Annotated in this window: 16 protein-coding genes and 1 tRNA gene; 14 read left to right on the top strand and 3 right to left on the bottom strand. The window is 63.1% G+C overall.

All coding sequences use genetic code 11. The features are described from left to right. The first annotated feature begins 92 nt into the window (after positions 1-92). From QP164_RS10000 to QP164_RS09980, 5 genes are all read left to right on the top strand, one after another. Positions 93-2,507, top strand: a complete 2,415-nt coding sequence (locus QP164_RS10000; RefSeq protein ID WP_333923033.1) for a TonB-dependent receptor — start codon at positions 93-95, stop codon at positions 2,505-2,507. 937 nt (positions 2,508-3,444) lie between these two features. Further along, positions 3,445-3,924 carry a hypothetical protein gene (locus QP164_RS09995; RefSeq protein ID WP_333923032.1) on the top strand — a complete coding sequence of 160 codons (480 nt, stop codon included), beginning with the start codon at positions 3,445-3,447 and terminating at the stop codon, positions 3,922-3,924. 100 nt (positions 3,925-4,024) lie between these two features. Beyond that, positions 4,025-4,795, top strand: coding sequence for a hypothetical protein (locus QP164_RS09990; RefSeq protein ID WP_333923031.1), 771 nt, complete (start codon positions 4,025-4,027; stop codon positions 4,793-4,795). Positions 4,796-4,808: 13 nt separating this feature from the next. Continuing rightward, positions 4,809-5,957, top strand: a complete 1,149-nt coding sequence (locus QP164_RS09985) for a M48 family metallopeptidase (RefSeq protein WP_333923030.1) — start codon at positions 4,809-4,811, stop codon at positions 5,955-5,957. An 8-nt stretch (positions 5,958-5,965) separates the two neighbouring features. After that, positions 5,966-6,559: a hypothetical protein gene (locus QP164_RS09980; RefSeq protein WP_333923029.1), complete on the top strand. Its 594-nt coding sequence runs from the start codon at positions 5,966-5,968 to the stop codon at positions 6,557-6,559. Positions 6,560-6,854: 295 nt separating this feature from the next. On the opposite strand, the gene nusG is transcribed toward QP164_RS09980, so the two are convergent. The 3 genes from nusG to QP164_RS09965 form a co-directional block, all read right to left on the bottom strand. Next, on the bottom strand, positions 6,855-7,391 hold the full coding sequence (gene nusG / locus QP164_RS09975) for a transcription termination/antitermination protein NusG (RefSeq protein WP_055872668.1): 537 nt from the start codon (positions 7,389-7,391) through the stop codon (positions 6,855-6,857). 13 nt (positions 7,392-7,404) lie between these two features. Then, positions 7,405-7,623 carry a preprotein translocase subunit SecE gene (gene secE, locus QP164_RS09970; RefSeq protein WP_333924229.1) on the bottom strand — a complete coding sequence of 73 codons (219 nt, stop codon included), beginning with the start codon at positions 7,621-7,623 and terminating at the stop codon, positions 7,405-7,407. A 571-nt stretch (positions 7,624-8,194) separates the two neighbouring features. Beyond that, positions 8,195-8,271, bottom strand: a tRNA-Trp gene (locus QP164_RS09965). Positions 8,272-8,417: 146 nt separating this feature from the next. Here QP164_RS09965 and QP164_RS09960 point away from each other — a divergent pair. From QP164_RS09960 to QP164_RS09925, 9 genes are all read left to right on the top strand, one after another. Next, entirely contained in the window at positions 8,418-9,170 is a 753-nt protein-coding gene (locus QP164_RS09960; RefSeq protein ID WP_333923028.1) for an alpha/beta hydrolase, read from the top strand. Next, positions 9,137-9,448 carry an alpha/beta fold hydrolase gene (locus QP164_RS09955; protein WP_333923027.1) on the top strand — a complete coding sequence of 104 codons (312 nt, stop codon included), beginning with the start codon at positions 9,137-9,139 and terminating at the stop codon, positions 9,446-9,448. Before QP164_RS09960 ends, QP164_RS09955 begins: the two co-directional genes overlap by 34 nt. A gap of 421 nt (positions 9,449-9,869) precedes the next feature. Next, on the top strand, positions 9,870-10,241 hold the full coding sequence (gene rpsL, locus QP164_RS09950; protein WP_010164594.1) for a 30S ribosomal protein S12: 372 nt from the start codon (positions 9,870-9,872) through the stop codon (positions 10,239-10,241). Between the two features lie 49 nt (positions 10,242-10,290). Continuing rightward, positions 10,291-10,761, top strand: a complete 471-nt coding sequence (rpsG, locus tag QP164_RS09945; protein ID WP_031393769.1) for a 30S ribosomal protein S7 — start codon at positions 10,291-10,293, stop codon at positions 10,759-10,761. Between the two features lie 147 nt (positions 10,762-10,908). After that, entirely contained in the window at positions 10,909-13,005 is a 2,097-nt protein-coding gene (fusA, locus tag QP164_RS09940) for an elongation factor G (RefSeq protein ID WP_333923026.1), read from the top strand. 214 nt (positions 13,006-13,219) lie between these two features. Beyond that, positions 13,220-14,413 carry an elongation factor Tu gene (gene tuf / locus QP164_RS09935; RefSeq protein WP_031393767.1) on the top strand — a complete coding sequence of 398 codons (1,194 nt, stop codon included), beginning with the start codon at positions 13,220-13,222 and terminating at the stop codon, positions 14,411-14,413. A 166-nt stretch (positions 14,414-14,579) separates the two neighbouring features. After that, positions 14,580-14,978, top strand: a complete 399-nt coding sequence (locus QP164_RS19860; RefSeq protein WP_443027431.1) for a GFA family protein — start codon at positions 14,580-14,582, stop codon at positions 14,976-14,978. A 9-nt stretch (positions 14,979-14,987) separates the two neighbouring features. After that, on the top strand, positions 14,988-15,314 hold the full coding sequence (locus tag QP164_RS09930; RefSeq protein WP_333923025.1) for a ribbon-helix-helix domain-containing protein: 327 nt from the start codon (positions 14,988-14,990) through the stop codon (positions 15,312-15,314). Beyond that, the gene (locus tag QP164_RS09925) at positions 15,311-15,607 is read left to right on the top strand and encodes a type II toxin-antitoxin system RelE/ParE family toxin (protein WP_333923024.1); all 297 of its coding nucleotides are present in this window, start codon (positions 15,311-15,313) and stop codon (positions 15,605-15,607) included. The genes QP164_RS09930 and QP164_RS09925 overlap by 4 nt, the downstream gene beginning before the upstream one ends. Positions 15,608-15,657: the final 50 nt, after the last annotated feature.

The raw sequence follows: 15,657 nt of genomic DNA, 5'->3' as shown, positions 1-15,657 counted from the left end.
CTGTAGCGAAACCGTCACCCGACTGTCGCGACGCGCCCATAGGTGCCGCCTCGGGAGTGACGATCGATCGATCTCGCTAGGGGTTTTCAAGAATGACGATGTTTTCTCGTACCGCCGCACGGCTGTTATGCGGCGCTGTCGGCGTTGCCGTACTCGGTGTATCGCCCGCCTATGCGCAGTCGCTGGTCGCCAAGGACGCCGAGCCGGGTTCAACCGTTCCCGCACCGGCGCCGGAACCCGATCAGGCGACCACCTCCGCCGGCCAGGACGATACGATCGTCGTCACCGGCACCGCCACGCGCTCGGTCGCGCAGATCAGCGGCGTCGACATGCAGAAGATCCTCCCCGGCGTCAGCCCGCTAAAGGCGCTCCAGACATTGCCCGGCGTCACCTTCCTGACCGCCGATCCGTGGGGCAACAACGAGCAGAACATCTCGCTGTTCGTCCACGGCTTCAACGCGCAGCAGCTCGGCTACACGCTCGACGGCCTGCCGCTCGGCGACCAGAATTACGGCAATTACAACGGCCTGTCGCCGCAGCGTGCGATCATTTCGGAGAATGTCTCGCGCGTCACGCTGGCCAGCGGCGCGGGCGATCTCGGCACCGCGTCGACCAGCAACCTCGGCGGCACGATCGACACCTTCTCGAGCGACCCGCGCAAGGAGATGGGCGTCCAGGTCGACCAGACGCTCGGCAGCCATTCGACCTCGCGGCTGTTCGCGCGCGTCGACAGCGGCAATTTCGGGAACGGCAACAGCTTCTACATCTCGGGCTCGCGCCAGAAGGCGAAGGCGTGGGACTTCGATGGCATCCAGGGCGGCTATCAGGCCAATGCGAAGTTCGTCCACGACGATTCGAACGGCAAGCTGACGGTCTACGCGGCCTATTCGGACAAGACCGAGCCGAACGAGGACTCGACCGTCATCACCACCGCGACGCAAGGGACCGCGCCCTATGTCCGCCCGTTCATGTTCCCCAATTTCCAGGGCATGCTCAACTATCTGAACTCGGGCGCGTACAAGGCCGATGGGTCGAACTACCGCAACTATTACGGCGTCGCCGCGCGCACCGATTATCTCGGCTATATCAAATACGACTGGAACGTCAGCGACCGCGTCACCTTCTCGAACCAGGCCTATTATCATCACAATGACGGCGTCGGCATCATCGGCGGCCCGATCGATGTCGCCGGCCTGCCCAAGCTGTTCTCGTTCTATTACCCCGGCCAGAACCTCACGACCGTCTTCGGTGGCTCGGGTCTCGCGACGCGCACCACCGAATACCGCATCGCCCGCGGGGGCCTCGTCTCCACCGTCGGCATCGATCTCGGCGCGCATCACATCGAGTTCGGCGCCTGGTACGAGCATCAGAGCTCGTCCGCCTATCGCCGCTGGTATCCGTTCCCGGTCAACGATCCGACCACGCCCTACCAGCGCCCGCGCGACAATTTGACCCCGCTGATCACGCAATATCACAGCGAAGTCCGCGTCGACGAATATCAGGCGCACATCCGGGACAGCTGGAAGGTCTTGCCGAGCCTGACCATCCAGGGCGGCGTCAAGAGCACGTTCCAGAACGCGTCGCAGCGCGTGCCCGTTCAGCCGATCCCGGGCTCGTTCACCGGCTCGGTCGCGCTGCCGGTCGGCAAGATCGACACGCACAAATACTTCCTGCCGCAGCTCGGCGCGCTGTGGGACGCGACCGACAACGAGCAGGTGTTCGTCAACGTCCAGAAGAACATCCGCCAGTTCCAGACCAGTGCCGCCGCCGGGCTTTCGCCGTTCGCACTCGGTAGCCAGGCCGCGTTCGACCTGTTCAAGCAGGACGTCGAGCCCGAGACCAGCTGGACCTACGAGGGCGGCATCCGCTCGCATCACGCGCTGAACCTCGGCCCGATCACCGCGTTCGAGGGCCAGGTCAGCGTCTATCACGTCGACTTCAGCAACCGCCTGCTCGGCATCAGCCCGACACCCGTGGTCACCGCGGTGGTCAGCGGCGCGGCGATCCTCCAAAACGTCGGCGCGGTGAAGACCGACGGCATCGACATCGCCGGCACGCTTCGCTTCGGCCCGCATTTCTCGTTCTACGACGCGCTGTCGTACAACAACTCGCGCTACGAAGAGAATTACGTCAGCGGCACGACCACCGTCGCCACTGCGGGCAAGAAGGTGCCGGGCAGCCCCGACTGGCTCAACAAGTTCGTCGCCTCGGCCAATTACGGCATCTTCGACGCGCAACTGGTCGGCGACTACATCGGCAAGCGGTTCGCGACCTACACCAACGACCTGTCGGTCGCGTCCTACTTCACGCTGTCCGGCCGCATCGCCGCGCGCGTGCCACTGTCGGAGGGGCAGATCGTCAAGACCGCGACGGTCAGCCTCAACGTGACGAACATCACCAACAAGCGCGCCGCCTCGACGGTCAGCATCGGCGCGGCGAGCGGGACCTTCAACCAGTTCCCGGTCGCCCCCCGCCAGGTGTTCGGCACGATCAGCGTCGGCTTCTAAGCGCAGGCCTCAATCCTCCCCCGCCAGGGGGAGGTGGCACCGAAGGTGACGAAGGGGAGGGCACGGAACAAAGGTTTCGCCGCCCCCGCCGTCCGGCAAGCGCCAGCCACCTCTCCCAAGCGGGGAGGATTCGAAAGCGTCGCCGCAGCCGCACCGGATCGATCACCCCATGCCGGATGCGCACCCGGCATGCGGTACGTGACATGCACCGGCCAGTCGCGCGTCTGGATCACCGCCTGCTACGCACAACCGTCTGGCATAAGCCCGCTCTCCAGCATCAGCACAGTGCACCACCACACCCCACGACCACCGGCTTCGCCCCGAACCATGGCCACCTCGCCTAATCCTGCGAACGATGGCCTACATCGCCCGCGCCATTCTCCAACCGCTCTCGAGCCACTCGGCGCCCGACGCTCCGACGCGCTTGCAATGTAGGATTTCGAGGCAGACCCCCGTGGGATGCCACGCCCGTCCACCCCCGACCAGTTCACCCGCCGCCAGGCCGCGCAGAACGCCGCGTTCCTCGCCGCGCTCCGCCGCACCGGCAACGCTCGCGAAGCCGCCCGCGCGCTCGGCTATAACCGCTCCACCTTCACCAAGCGCCGCGCCATCCACCCCGCCTTCGCCGCAAAATGGGACGCCGCCCTAGCCCTAGCCAATGCCGCCCTGAATCTCCCCTCCCGCCTGCGGGAGGGGTCGGGGAGGGAGTGCCAAAAACGCCGCCCTCCCAACCGCATCCCCCACCACGACAAGAACCGCCAACGGCCGCCTCCAGCTCCGCCGCCCGCCCGCCAACCGCCTCGACCACGCCGCCGAGCAAGCCTTCCTCACAGCGCTCTCCGCCACCGCCAACATCCGCCTCTCGGCCGCCGCCGCCGGCTTCAGCCACTCCGCCTTCTACGCCCGCCGAAAAGCCAGTCCCGCCTTCGCCCGCGAGATGCGCCTCGCGCTGGAGGCCGGCTACGAACAGGTCGAGTCAGCGCTGCTCGCCGGCTCGCTACCCGGCGCGCACGACCACGACGAATGGCGCCACAACGATCCCCCACCGATCCCGCCGATGACCGCGAACCAGGCGCTGCAACTCCTCCACCTCCACGCCAAGACGGTCCACCTCCAGGAGGAACCGCCCCACATCAAGCGCCGCCGCGGAGAATCGAGCGAAGCCCACAGCTACCGCCTGACGGCAATGTACGAAGCCCGCCAAGCCTTGGATCGCGAAGCCTTCGACCTCGCCGAAGCCGCCCGCAACGAACGCGGCGAACCGACGCTGACCAACCCGTATCCGACGCCCAACCCGGTACGCCTGCCGGCGCTCGATCAGGTCACCGGCTGGAGCAAGGCCGACCCGACGAAGGTAGCGCATGATCCGGATGTTGCGCTGTTCGGCGGCTGGCGATTGAAAGACCGGACCTCGTAAAAACATCGAAATCCGTTCCAATAATTTCTTCAAAGCTTGGCGGATTTCGGTCTAGCATCCGCCCAATCGGATGGGGGCATCCGACGATATCGGGGGGATCATGCTCAAATCATGCCGTGCGTCGCTTGCGGCGCTCACCTTGCTACTGGCCGCGGCGTCGCCAGTTCACGCTCAGGAGAAGACGGGGCTCAAGCCCGGCTTCGTTCTCAAACCCGGCACGGCCCGGATCGTCCTGATGCGACCGTCGATCAAGGTCGGCGCGCAGTCGACCGGGGGGATGTTCGAGCCCAATGCGGACTGGACCGATCAGGCGAAGGAAAACCTCGCCGCGGCGCTTTCGAAGGCGCACACCGGGCTCGGCAACAGCGTCGTCGCCTATGCCGAGCCGATCGGCGGCAATCCTGCCAAGGTGGCGGAGTATCAGGAGCTGTTCGGCGCGGTCGCGTCGTCGGTGATCGAGTACCAGTTCTTCCGCGGCAATCGCCTGCCGACCAAGAAGCGCAAGGACCAGTTCGAATGGAGTCTCGGCCCCGATGTCCGTACGCTGCCCGGCCTCGACAAGGCGGACTATGCGCTATTCATCACCACGGAGGATCATTTCGGTTCGACCGGACGAAAGGTGTTGCAGCTGTTTGCAGCGATGGCCAACGTCGGCGTCACCGCGGGCGTACACAAGGGGTTCGCCGGGCTCGTCGACCTGCGCACCGGTGAGCTAGTCTGGCTGAACGCGGACATGCAGATGGGCGGCGACGTTCGCGACGCGCCGGGCGCCGACAAGCGCGTTCGGCAGTTGCTCCAGGGTTTTCCCGGCAAGCCGGTTGAAATTGCCTCTGCTACCGCAACTGCTCCTGCCGCAACGCCAACGCACTGAGATGCGGTGTTCGATGATCGGACTTCTGCTCGCCGGCGTGATGGCAACCGGCGCGGCTGCGGCGGACAAGCGCCTGCCACTGCCGACCTACGGTCAGGCCTATACGCCGACGACGGTCGACGAGCGGGGTATCTGGATGGAAGCCGACGAGGACGAGCGGAGGCTACGCGATTCTCCCTCGGTGATCCGCGATCCGGCACTCAACGCCTATGTTCGCGGCGTATTATGCCGCACCGTCGGCGAGGATCGCTGCAAGTCCGTCCGCATCTATATCGAGCAGGTGCCGGCCTTCAACGCGTCGATGAGCCCCAACGGAACGATGGTGGTGTGGACAGGGCTGTTGCTGCGCGTTCGCAACGAGGCCGAACTGGGATCGATCCTGGGTCACGAGTTCGGCCATTTCGAACTGCGCCATTCATTGAAGGATTATAAGAACCGTCGTCGCGGATCCGACCTGATGGCATGGGCTTCGGTCCTGCTGCGCAACAGCGGTGACATCCGCTACAGCACGGTCGGGCAGTTCTACGCGTTCGATCGCCAGCAGGAGCAGGACGCTGACATGATCGGCTTCCAATATCTCGCGCGGTCGCGCTATCCCTCGTCGGCGTCGGCGGATGTCTGGGATCATATAATGAGCGAAGCCGATGCGACCGCGATCGGTCGTAAGGGTAGGGCGCAGCACAAATACGTCGCAGGCTTCTTCGCGACCCATCCAACCAATCTGGCGCGCGCCACCTATCTCCGCGCGGCATCGATTGAGGCGGCCGATGTAAAGCCGGCATTGGCTGACGCGCATCATGACGCGATGACATCATGGCTACCGGTCTTCCTCAACGACCAGATCAAGCTCAACGATTTCGGCGGGAGCGAATACGTCCTTGCCAATCTCGCTGAAAGCGGCGGCTGGACCACGCCATTGCTTATCGCGCGCGGCGATCTTTACCGCGAGCGAGGCAACCCGCGCGATCTGGTCAGTGCAGCGCAATTCTATCAGGAGGCGATCGCGAAGGGCGACGCACCACCTGAGGCCTATCGCGGGCTTGGCCTGTCGCTGCTGCGCAGCCAGCAGGTCGTCGAGGGTCAGGCGGCGCTCGCGACCTATCTCCGCCTCAAGCCTGCCGCCACCGACGCCGCGCTCATCGCCACTCTGGTTTCACAATAGGGATGACCATGTCCAAGACTTTTGCCGTGCTTGCCGCGGTCGCATCGCTCGCCGTCGCCACGCCGGTCGCGGCGGGCAACAAGCTGATCCCCGCCGGCCAGCGCATCGCAGTCGCCAAGTCGGCGATGACCGTCATGCCCGGCGTCGAATGGAACAAGCTCGCTGAGCGTCCTGGTCGCAATTCGGAAAGCTGGACGCAGGACGGTGACGAACTTAACGAACTGACCTTCTATGGCGGCATCGAGTCCGGCAAACCGTTGTTCCGCGAGGTCGACAAGAAGAACCAGCCGCTCCCCAAAGTGTCGGCGACGATGCTGATCTCCGACATTCCGGTGCTGCTCGAGAACAGCTACCGGATCGCGCTGAGCGCCGCGTCAGTGAAGATCGACGGGATCTGGCCTATTGCGTTCGCCGGCACCAAGGGTGTCCGCTTCACCTACCATTTCTCGAAGCAGAACGAGACGTTGCAACGGCGTGGCGAGGCGCGGGGTGCGATGGTCGGCGGCAAACTGTATATGGTGACGTACGAGGCGCCGAGCCTATATTATTATGATCGTAGCGCGGCGGCTGCTCAGGCTGTGGCGGATAGCGTGCGGCTTTGAGGCGCTTAGCTGCGCAGGCTGGGCTTTGGTATGCACCGGGGCGTAGTTTGGAGTGCAACGTCTGCCTCTTTCCGTCATCCTGACGAAAGTCAGGACCCAGAGCCAAGCAGATTAGCGTTCCGTAACTCTAGATCCTGACTTTCGTCAGGATGACGGAACGAGAAGGGAATGTGTTTAGCATTCCCCAATGCGCGACGCGGGAGTAAATCCCGCGTCGTCGGCCGGGACTTGGGCCCGCCGGCCGGGCTGGCGCCGTCTCGCGATCAGCCCATGGCTGATCGCGTGCGGCTTGGCCTTACTTGCTTCTCTCGACCTGTTCGAATTCCAATTCCACCGGGGTCGCACGCCCGAAGATCGACACCGAAACCTTGACGCGGCTGCGGTCGAAGTCGAGTTCTTCCACAAGCCCGTTGAAGGTCGCGAACGGACCGTCGAGGACCTTGACCTGATCGCCGATCTCGTAGTCGACCTTGACCTTCTGCTTGGGCGCAGCGGCGGCTTCTTCCTTGCTGTTCAGCATCCGCGTGGCTTCCGCCTCGCTGATCGCCTGCGGCTTGCCCATGCTGCCGAGGAAGCCGGTGACCTTCGGCGTGTTCTTCACGAGGTGATACACGTCGTCGTTCATGTTCAGTTTGGCGAGCACATAGCCCGGCATGAACTTGCGCTCGACCGCGATCTTCTTGCCGCGACGGGCCTCGGTGGTGGTTTCGGTCGGGACTTCGATCTGCTCGACGAGCTGTTCGAGACCCATCCGGGTCGCCTCGGCCATGATCGAGTCGCGGACCTTGCCCTCGAAGCCCGAATAGGCGTGAATGATGTACCAGCGCGCCATGACGGAACCTTGCTTACTGAGCGAGTTTGAGAAGGGCGGAGACGATCGCTTGCAGGATCGAGTCGACGCCCAGGAAGAACAGCGCGAGGATCGTCGTCATGATCACCACCATCACGCCGGTCATGACCGTCTCGCGACGCGTCGGCCACGTGACCTTCGCGGTCTCGTTGCGGACCTGCTGGATGAATTCGAGGGGGACGTCTTCGCCACGATGTTCTTCGAACCCGCTGATTGAGAAACTGAGATGCGAGGCATAGACCCACTAGCCGCTCCCTGTGAAGGGCCGCGGCGGCAGGTCCGTCCTCGCTGTCGGAAGCGCGGCAGATAGCTGCCGTCAAAGGTGAAAGCAAGTGCGCGGCAGGAGAGGGGCGGGGCGACGTTCTGGGAGAGCGGTCGCATGGCCGGAGGCATAGCACGTGGGGGGAGAGGTGGCGCGTGGGCGAAGACGTGGCGCATGGCCGGAGAAGTGGCGGGGGAGAGCGCTTGGGTCACTCGATCCCCCGCACGATCGTCTTGCCGGTGCCGGTTTCACCGGCGGCTCCGCTCCCACGGTTTCTTTTTATCGTTCGGCTTGACGACGGCATGGCCGGTGTACGCGCAACGCGGACGAAAAAAAGGCCGGTACGAGACCGGCCATGAAAGTTTTTAGGAGAGGATGCCTGAAAGGCCTGATTGTTGTGCATCGCAGCACATCATAGAGCAATTGCGAAAATTGCATTACGAAATGCATTTTCTGCAATCGTGATGGGCGCGCGAAGGCACCGCGGGAAACGGTGCCGTTCGAAATCGAAATTTAAAGGGGGTGGCAGGAGTGCTCGGATTCGAACCGAGGGCCTTCGGTTTTGGAGACCGACGCTCTAACCAACTGAGCTACACTCCTACACGGACGCGCCCCTTACCCAGCGTTTTCGCGCAGGGCAAGCGCCTCGCGTGCAATTCGTCACCATTAAGAGTGATGCGTTGCGCGCGGTCGTGTTTGCCCGTTAACCGTACGCCGTATCGTGGGATGTAGGAAAGCGTAATCTTATGCGGGTAGGTTTGGGGATGCTGGCGCTGCCGGTCGCGGCGCTGCTGATGGGGGCGGGGCCAGTGCCGGCGCCGGTGCCGGTGCCGCAGGTGCCCGACCTCGGGCCGCAGCTCGAACGCTTCACCTATCCCTGGCCGGTCCAGACGATGGAAGTCGATATCGTCGGTGCGCCCGCACAGATGGCGTTCATGGATATCGCGCCGCAGCGTCCCAATGGCCGCACGGTCGTGCTGCTCCACGGCAAGAATTTCTGCGGCGCGACCTGGGGCAGCACGGCGCGCGCGCTGAGCGAGGTCGGCTACCGGGTGATCGTTCCCGACCAGATCGGCTTCTGCAAATCGTCCAAGCCCCGCGCGGCGCAGTATAGCTTCGAGATGCTCGCGACGTTCACCAAGCGGTTGCTCGAATCGCGCGGCATCACGCAGGCGACGATCGTCGGGCACTCGATGGGCGGCATGCTCGCGATGCGGTACGCCATTCTCTACCCGGCATCGGTCGAGAAGCTGGTGCTCGTCAATCCGCTCGGCCTGAAGGATCGCGGCGAGGAGGGCGTGCCCTATACCGACGTCGATACGCTCTGGGCGAACGAGAAGAAGACGAGCTACGCGTCGATCAAGGCGTATCAGCTCGAGAACTATTACCACGGCGTGTGGAAGCCGTCCTATGATCGCTGGGTCTGGATGCAGGCGGGCATGTACCAGGGGCAGGGCGTGATACAGTGGCGCTCGCGCAGGCCAAGACCAGCGAGATGATCAAGACGCAATCGGTCGCGCATGAGCTGTACCGGATCACGCCGTCGACCACCTTGATCGTCGGGACGCTGGACAAGACCGCGTTCGGCCGGGCGCAGGCCCCCGCGAACTTGCGCAAGTTTCTCGAACCGGTGCCAATGGTCGCACCGCGCGCGGTGAAGCAGATGCCGAATGCGAACCTAGTTATGCTGGAGGGGCTGGGTCACTCGCCGCAGGTCGAGGATTCCGCGCGATTCGAGAAGACGCTGCTAGCGGTGCTCGGGACGCGGCCGCGATAATCGGAACCTCTTGATCCTCCCCCGCCAGGGGGAGGTGGCTGGCGCTTGCCGGGCGGAGGGGAGACAACGTATGTTGAGTTTTCCTCCCCCTCCGTCACCTACGGTGCCACCTCCCCCTGGCGGGGGAGGATTGGGAAGAGTGGCTAACGCGGCGTGGCCATCAGTGGCTTCAAGGTCGGCATCCACCCCCAAGAAACCAATCACCTACCCGCCCCAAACCGATTCCGCCCCGTTGACCGCAACCGACTCCTGACCTATAGGCGCGACCTGTTCTTCGGGAGTGTTTCCCGCCGGGCATGCTTGAACATTGCTGGATGCATTCCAGGACCTGAGGGGCGCTCCCGCGTTCCTATGGTCCTTTTTGTATTCTCAGGCGCCTCATGGCTCCAGCAAAGTAACCACTTGAAAGGTGAAGGCTTCAATGCCGACGATCAACCAGCTGGTCCGCAAGGGCCGCGATCCGCAGAAGGCCAAGTCGAAGGTCCCTGCGATGGAAGCAAATCCGCAGAAGCGTGGCGTTTGCACGCGCGTCTACACGACGACCCCGAAGAAGCCGAACTCGGCTCTGCGCAAGGTGGCCAAGGTTCGCCTGACCAACCAGCGCGAAGTCATCAGCTACATCCCGGGCGAGGGCCACAATCTTCAGGAGCATTCGGTTGTCCTGATCCGTGGCGGTCGTGTCCGCGATCTTCCCGGTGTTCGCTATCACGTCCTGCGCGGCGTGCTCGATACACAGGGTGTGAAGGACCGGCGTCAGTCGCGTTCCAAGTACGGCGCCAAGCGTCCGAAGTAAGCCGGTCAGGTATCTGATCACTAAGGCTGAAGTTTAGAAGGAATACAAAATGGCACGTCGTCGTCGTCCCGAAAAGCGGGTCATCCTGCCTGATCCCAAGTTCGGGGATGAGGTTCTGTCGAAGTTCATGAACAGCGTCATGCTGGACGGCAAGAAGTCCGTCGCAGAGCTGATCGTGTACGGTGCATTCGAAACCGTCGAGAGCCGCGCAAAGCGCGATCCGATCGGCGTTTTCCACGATGCGCTGAACAACGTGAAGCCGGGCATCGAAGTCCGTTCGCGTCGCGTCGGTGGTGCAACGTACCAGGTGCCGGTCGAGGTTCGTCCCGAGCGTGCACAGGCGCTGGCGATTCGCTGGCTGATCGGTGCGGCGCGTTCGCGCAGCGAGAACACGATGGCCGCACGGCTGTCGGGTGAGCTGATGGATGCCGCCAACAACCGTGGCAACGCGGTTAAGAAGCGTGAAGATACGCACCGGATGGCCGAAGCCAACCGTGCATTCTCGCACTACCGCTGGTAACAGCGGGCTTCGTGCCGCTGGTAACAGCGGGCTTTGAAGCCTAGCATTGCTATCCGTGTGACGGGCGGTCTTTCGCCTGTCATGCAAACACCTATATATTGGGGAGCCGGCACGTTCGGCTCCCCATATCCTTAAGGAAGCACGATCATGGCCCGCAGCCATCCGCTCGACCGTTACCGCAACATCGGCATCATGGCGCACATCGACGCCGGTAAGACGACGACGACCGAGCGCATCCTCTATTACACCGGCAAGTCCTACAAGATCGGCGAAGTGCACGAAGGCACCGCGACGATGGATTGGATGGAGCAGGAGCAGGAGCGCGGGATCACGATCACGTCGGCTGCGACCACCTGCAAGTGGCGCGCCGAAGAAGGTAAGGGCGAAGAGCACCTTATCAACATCATCGATACGCCCGGCCACGTCGACTTCACGATCGAAGTCGAGCGTTCGCTCCGCGTGCTCGATGGTGCGGTTGCATGCTTCGACGGCGTTGCCGGCGTCGAGCCGCAGTCCGAGACCGTGTGGCGTCAGGCCGACAAGTACGGCGTGCCGCGCATGTGCTTCGTCAACAAGCTCGACCGCACCGGTGCCGATTTCTACTTCTGCGTGAACTCGATCATCGAGCGTCTCGGTGCGCGTCCGGCTGTGCTGTATCTTCCGATCGGCATGGAAGGCGGCTTCAAGGGCCTCGTCGATCTCGTCGAGAACCGCGCGATCATCTGGCTCGAAGAGAGCCTGGGCGCGAAGTTCGAATATGCCGAGATCCCTGCGGATCTGGTCGAGAAGGCCGCGAAGTATCGCAGCGAGCTGATCGAGATGGCCGTCGAGCAGGACGATGCCCTCATGGAGGCCTACCTCGAAGGCAACGAGCCGAGCGTCGCCGACCTCAAGAAGCTGATCCGCAAGGGTACGCTGAGCATGGCGTTCGTCCCCGTCGTTTGCGGTTCGGCGTTCAAGAACAAGGGCGTTCAGCCTTTGCTCGACGCTGTGGTCGACTATCTGCCTTCGCCGCTCGACGTTCCCGCGATCCAGGGTCTGAAGCTCGACGGCGTGACGCCGGACGAGCGTCCTTCGTCGGACGACGTTCCGTTCTCGGCACTGGCGTTCAAGATCATGAACGATCCGTTCGTCGGTACGCTGACCTTCGCCCGCATCTATTCGGGTAAGCTGGAGACCGCATCGCAGGTCACCAACTCGGTCAAGGACAAGAAGGAAAAGGTCGGTCGCATGCTGCTTATGCATGCGAACAGCCGTGAGGACATCCAGGAGGCTTTCGCTGGCGACATCGTCGCTCTCGCGGGTCTCAAGGATACCACGACCGGTGACACGCTCTGCGCGATGAACGCACCGATCATTCTCGAGCGGATGGAATTCCCCGAGCCCGTGATCGAGCTGTCGGTGGAGCCTAAGACCAAGGCCGACCAGGAGAAGATGGGTGTCGCGCTCAATCGTCTCGCACGGGAAGATCCTTCGTTCCGCGTTTCGTCGGACCCCGAGTCGGGTCAGACCATCATCAAGGGCATGGGCGAGCTCCATCTCGAGATCCTGGTCGATCGCATGAAGCGTGAGTTCAAGGTCGAGGCGAATGTCGGCGCTCCTCAGGTCGCATACCGCGAGTATCTGAAGAAGCCGGTCGACGTCGACTACACGCATAAGAAGCAGTCGGGTGGTACCGGCCAGTTCGGTCGCGTGAAAGTCAAGGTCACGCCGGGCGAGCGCGGTTCGGGCATCACGTTCAAGGACGAGATCAAGGGCGGCAACATTCCGAAGGAATATCTGCCTGCGATCGAGAAGGGCTTCCGCGAAACCGCCGCTTCGGGTTCGCTGGTCGGCTTCCCGATCATCGATTTCGAGATCGTGCTGTATGACGGCGCGTATCACGACGTCGACTCGTCGGCACTGGCGTTCGAAATCTGTGCACGTGGCGCGATGCGCGAAGTCGCACAGAAGTCGGGCATCACGCTGCTCGAGCCGGTCATGAAGGTCGAAGTCGTTACCCCGGAGGATTATCTGGGCGACGTCATCGGCGACATGAACAGCCGTCGTGGCCAGATCCAGGGCACCGACAGCCGCGGCAACGCACAGACGGTCGAGGCGATGGTGCCGCTGGCCAACATGTTCGGCTACGTGAACTCGCTCCGTTCGTTCACGCAGGGCCGCGCGAACTACTCGATGCAGTTCTCGCACTATGACGAAGTGCCGCAGAACGTTGCGGACGAGGTGAAGGCCAAGCTGGCGTAAGCCGAAGGCGCACGGAGCTAGGGCAACCTAGCTCCAAGACGCCGCAAGGCCGGCCGGCCTCGGGCTCGCCCGAGGTCCGACGGCACGGAATTCACTTCCGTGTCGGCCCCCTTCGCAAGGCAGGGGCTGGCGCAACGCTTTAACAGCCGCTATTGGGCCGCGTTCGCGCGGTTCCCGGGGTGGCACCGGAATACGAATCAGAAGGTAGGAAACAATGGCCAAGGCAAAATTTGAGCGGAACAAGCCGCATCTCAACATCGGCACCATCGGTCACGTCGATCATGGCAAGACGTCGCTCACCGCTGCGATCACGAAGGTTCTGGCAGAGACGACCGGCGGTACCGCCGTCGACTTCGCCAACATCGACAAGGCTCCCGAGGAGCGCGAGCGCGGCATCACGATCTCGACCGCACACGTCGAGTACGAGACGGCCAACCGTCACTATGCGCACGTCGATTGCCCGGGTCACGCCGATTATGTGAAGAACATGATCACCGGCGCAGCCCAGATGGACGGCGCGATCCTCGTCGTTTCGGCGACCGATGGCCCGATGCCACAGACCCGTGAGCACATCCTGCTCGCACGCCAGGTCGGCGTGCCCGCAATGGTCGTGTTCATGAACAAGGTCGATCTGGTCGACGACGAGGAAATCCTCGAGCTGGTCGAGATGGAGATCCGCGAGCTGCTCAGCTCGTACGACTTCCCGGGCGACGACATCCCCGTCATCAAGGGTTCGGCTACCTGCGCACTGTCGGGTTCGAACCAGAAGCTCGGCGCCGACGCCGTCACCGAGCTGATGCAGGCCGTCGACGACTACATCCCGCAGCCAGAGCGTCCGCTCGACAAGCCGTTCATGATGCCGATCGAGGACGTGTTCTCGATCTCGGGTCGTGGCACGGTCGTCACCGGCCGCGTCGAGACCGGCATCGTCAAGGTTGGTGAGGAAGTCGAGATCGTCGGCATCCACCCGACCGTCCGCAAGACCACGGTCACGGGCGTCGAGATGTTCCGCAAGCTGCTCGACCAGGGCCAGGCTGGCGATAACGTCGGCGCGCTGATCCGCGGCGTTGCACGCGACGAAGTCGAGCGTGGCCAGGTGCTCTGCAAGCCAGGCACGATCAAGCCGCACACCGACTTCAACTCGGAAGTGTACGTGCTGTCGAAGGAAGAGGGTGGCCGTCACACGCCGTTCTTCGCCAACTACCGCCCGCAGTTCTACTTCCGTACGACGGACGTGACCGGCACCGTCGAGCTGCCTGAGGGCACCGAGATGGTCATGCCAGGCGACAACGTGTCGCTCGGCATCAAGCTGATCGCGCCGATCGCCATGGACGTGGGCCAGCGCTTCACGATCCGTGAAGGCGGCCGTACCGTCGGTGCAGGCGTCGTCAGCCAGATCGACAAGTAAGCATCTTCTCCTTCGGGAGGTGATCGAAGAGCCCGGCTTCTCGCGAGAGAGGCCGGGCTTTTTCGTGTTGGGAGCCATTTCCACGCCAACGCGTGTCGCCGTTTTTGCCGCGATTGCAAGGATCCGACAATCGGCTAGTCTACGCTCGATAAAAGGGAACGAGCTCATGAGGGCGGAATGTCAGTGCGGTCGGCTCGCGGTCGAGCTTCCTGGCCCTACGCCCGCGGTGGTCGCTTGCCATTGTATCGCATGCCAGCGTCGGACCGGATCGCCGTTTGTCGTCCTTGCCTACTATCCGGCAGACCAGCTCACGATCGTCGGCGAAGGCAGGCGGTTCGAGCGAGCGACGGACGAGGGCAATCGCTTCGAGACGTTCTTTTGCGCTGAGTGCGGATCGACTGTCTACGCGCGGGCTGGCAAACACCCGTCGATGATCGGGGTTGCGGTTGGCGCAATAGCAGATCCTGCCTTTCGGGCTCCGGTTCGGTCTGTCTGGGAACAGTCGATGCACGATTGGGTGACGGTGCCGGGCGACGTTCAGCATTTTCCGCGAGGGCGTGGGTAACGGCGTTCGTTGTCGGCGATAGCAGTTCATGGCATAACGCCTGCGGAGAACGCGCAGATGGCTTCCATAAACATATCGCTGCCCGATCCGATGCGCGATTACGTGCAGGAGCGGATCGAACGCGGACAGTACGCCAGCGCTAGCGATTATTTCCGCGACCTGATCGCGCGTGACCAACTTGCCGTCGAGAATGAGGAGCGGTGGCTCCACGAGTTGGACTCGTCGATATCGGGTAGCCTGGCCGAAATGAATGCCGGCGGGGGTGTTGCGCTGGATGTCGCGTGTGATGAGGTGCTGGATGAGCTCAAGGGGGCACGCCGTCAGTCCCGCGCATGAAAGTCGTTTTGTCGTCGCATGCGATCGCGGATCTGAATAGAATCGGTCTGTATATCGCCGCTGACAATCCATCTCGCGCAGTCTCTTTCGTGGTCGAGTTGCGTGAGGTGGCGATGCGACTCGCCGACGTTCCGCTCGGTTTCCCACTGGTGCCGCGCTATGAAACGCACGGCATTCGCCGAAGGTCATGGAAGGGCTACGGCATCCTGTATTCGGCGTTGTCCGACCGGGTGTTCGTCCACCGCATCATCGGCCCCGGGCAGGATTACGACCGCGTGCTCAGCGTGATCTAATCGAGCAGGAGCGGGCAGCTATTTCCGTGAGTGCGCTTCCTGAGTCCTGA

The sequence above is a fragment of the Sphingomonas sp. LR59 genome, assembly GCF_036855945.1.
Classification (GTDB): Bacteria; Pseudomonadota; Alphaproteobacteria; order Sphingomonadales; family Sphingomonadaceae; genus Sphingomonas.
This window is presented reverse-complemented; position numbering and strand designations above follow the sequence as displayed.

What these genes read in the sequence shown, in the direction of transcription:
- rpsG (WP_031393769.1), top strand. Translation starts at nt 10,291, where the DNA reads ATGGCACGTCGTCGTCGTCCCGAAAAGCGGGTCATCCTGCCTGATCCC.
- QP164_RS09985 (WP_333923030.1), top strand. Translation starts at nt 4,809, where the DNA reads ATGATCGGACTTCTGCTCGCCGGCGTGATGGCAACCGGCGCGGCTGCG.
- rpsL (WP_010164594.1), top strand. Translation starts at nt 9,870, where the DNA reads ATGCCGACGATCAACCAGCTGGTCCGCAAGGGCCGCGATCCGCAGAAG.
- QP164_RS10000 (WP_333923033.1), top strand. Translation starts at nt 93, where the DNA reads ATGACGATGTTTTCTCGTACCGCCGCACGGCTGTTATGCGGCGCTGTC.
- QP164_RS19860 (WP_443027431.1), top strand. Translation starts at nt 14,580, where the DNA reads ATGAGGGCGGAATGTCAGTGCGGTCGGCTCGCGGTCGAGCTTCCTGGC.
- QP164_RS09960 (WP_333923028.1), top strand. Translation starts at nt 8,418, where the DNA reads ATGCGGGTAGGTTTGGGGATGCTGGCGCTGCCGGTCGCGGCGCTGCTG.
- fusA (WP_333923026.1), top strand. Translation starts at nt 10,909, where the DNA reads ATGGCCCGCAGCCATCCGCTCGACCGTTACCGCAACATCGGCATCATG.
- QP164_RS09980 (WP_333923029.1), top strand. Translation starts at nt 5,966, where the DNA reads ATGTCCAAGACTTTTGCCGTGCTTGCCGCGGTCGCATCGCTCGCCGTC.
- QP164_RS09925 (WP_333923024.1), top strand. Translation starts at nt 15,311, where the DNA reads ATGAAAGTCGTTTTGTCGTCGCATGCGATCGCGGATCTGAATAGAATC.
- nusG (WP_055872668.1), bottom strand. Translation starts at nt 7,391, where the DNA reads ATGGCGCGCTGGTACATCATTCACGCCTATTCGGGCTTCGAGGGCAAG.
- QP164_RS09990 (WP_333923031.1), top strand. Translation starts at nt 4,025, where the DNA reads ATGCTCAAATCATGCCGTGCGTCGCTTGCGGCGCTCACCTTGCTACTG.
- QP164_RS09995 (WP_333923032.1), top strand. Translation starts at nt 3,445, where the DNA reads ATGCGCCTCGCGCTGGAGGCCGGCTACGAACAGGTCGAGTCAGCGCTG.
- tuf (WP_031393767.1), top strand. Translation starts at nt 13,220, where the DNA reads ATGGCCAAGGCAAAATTTGAGCGGAACAAGCCGCATCTCAACATCGGC.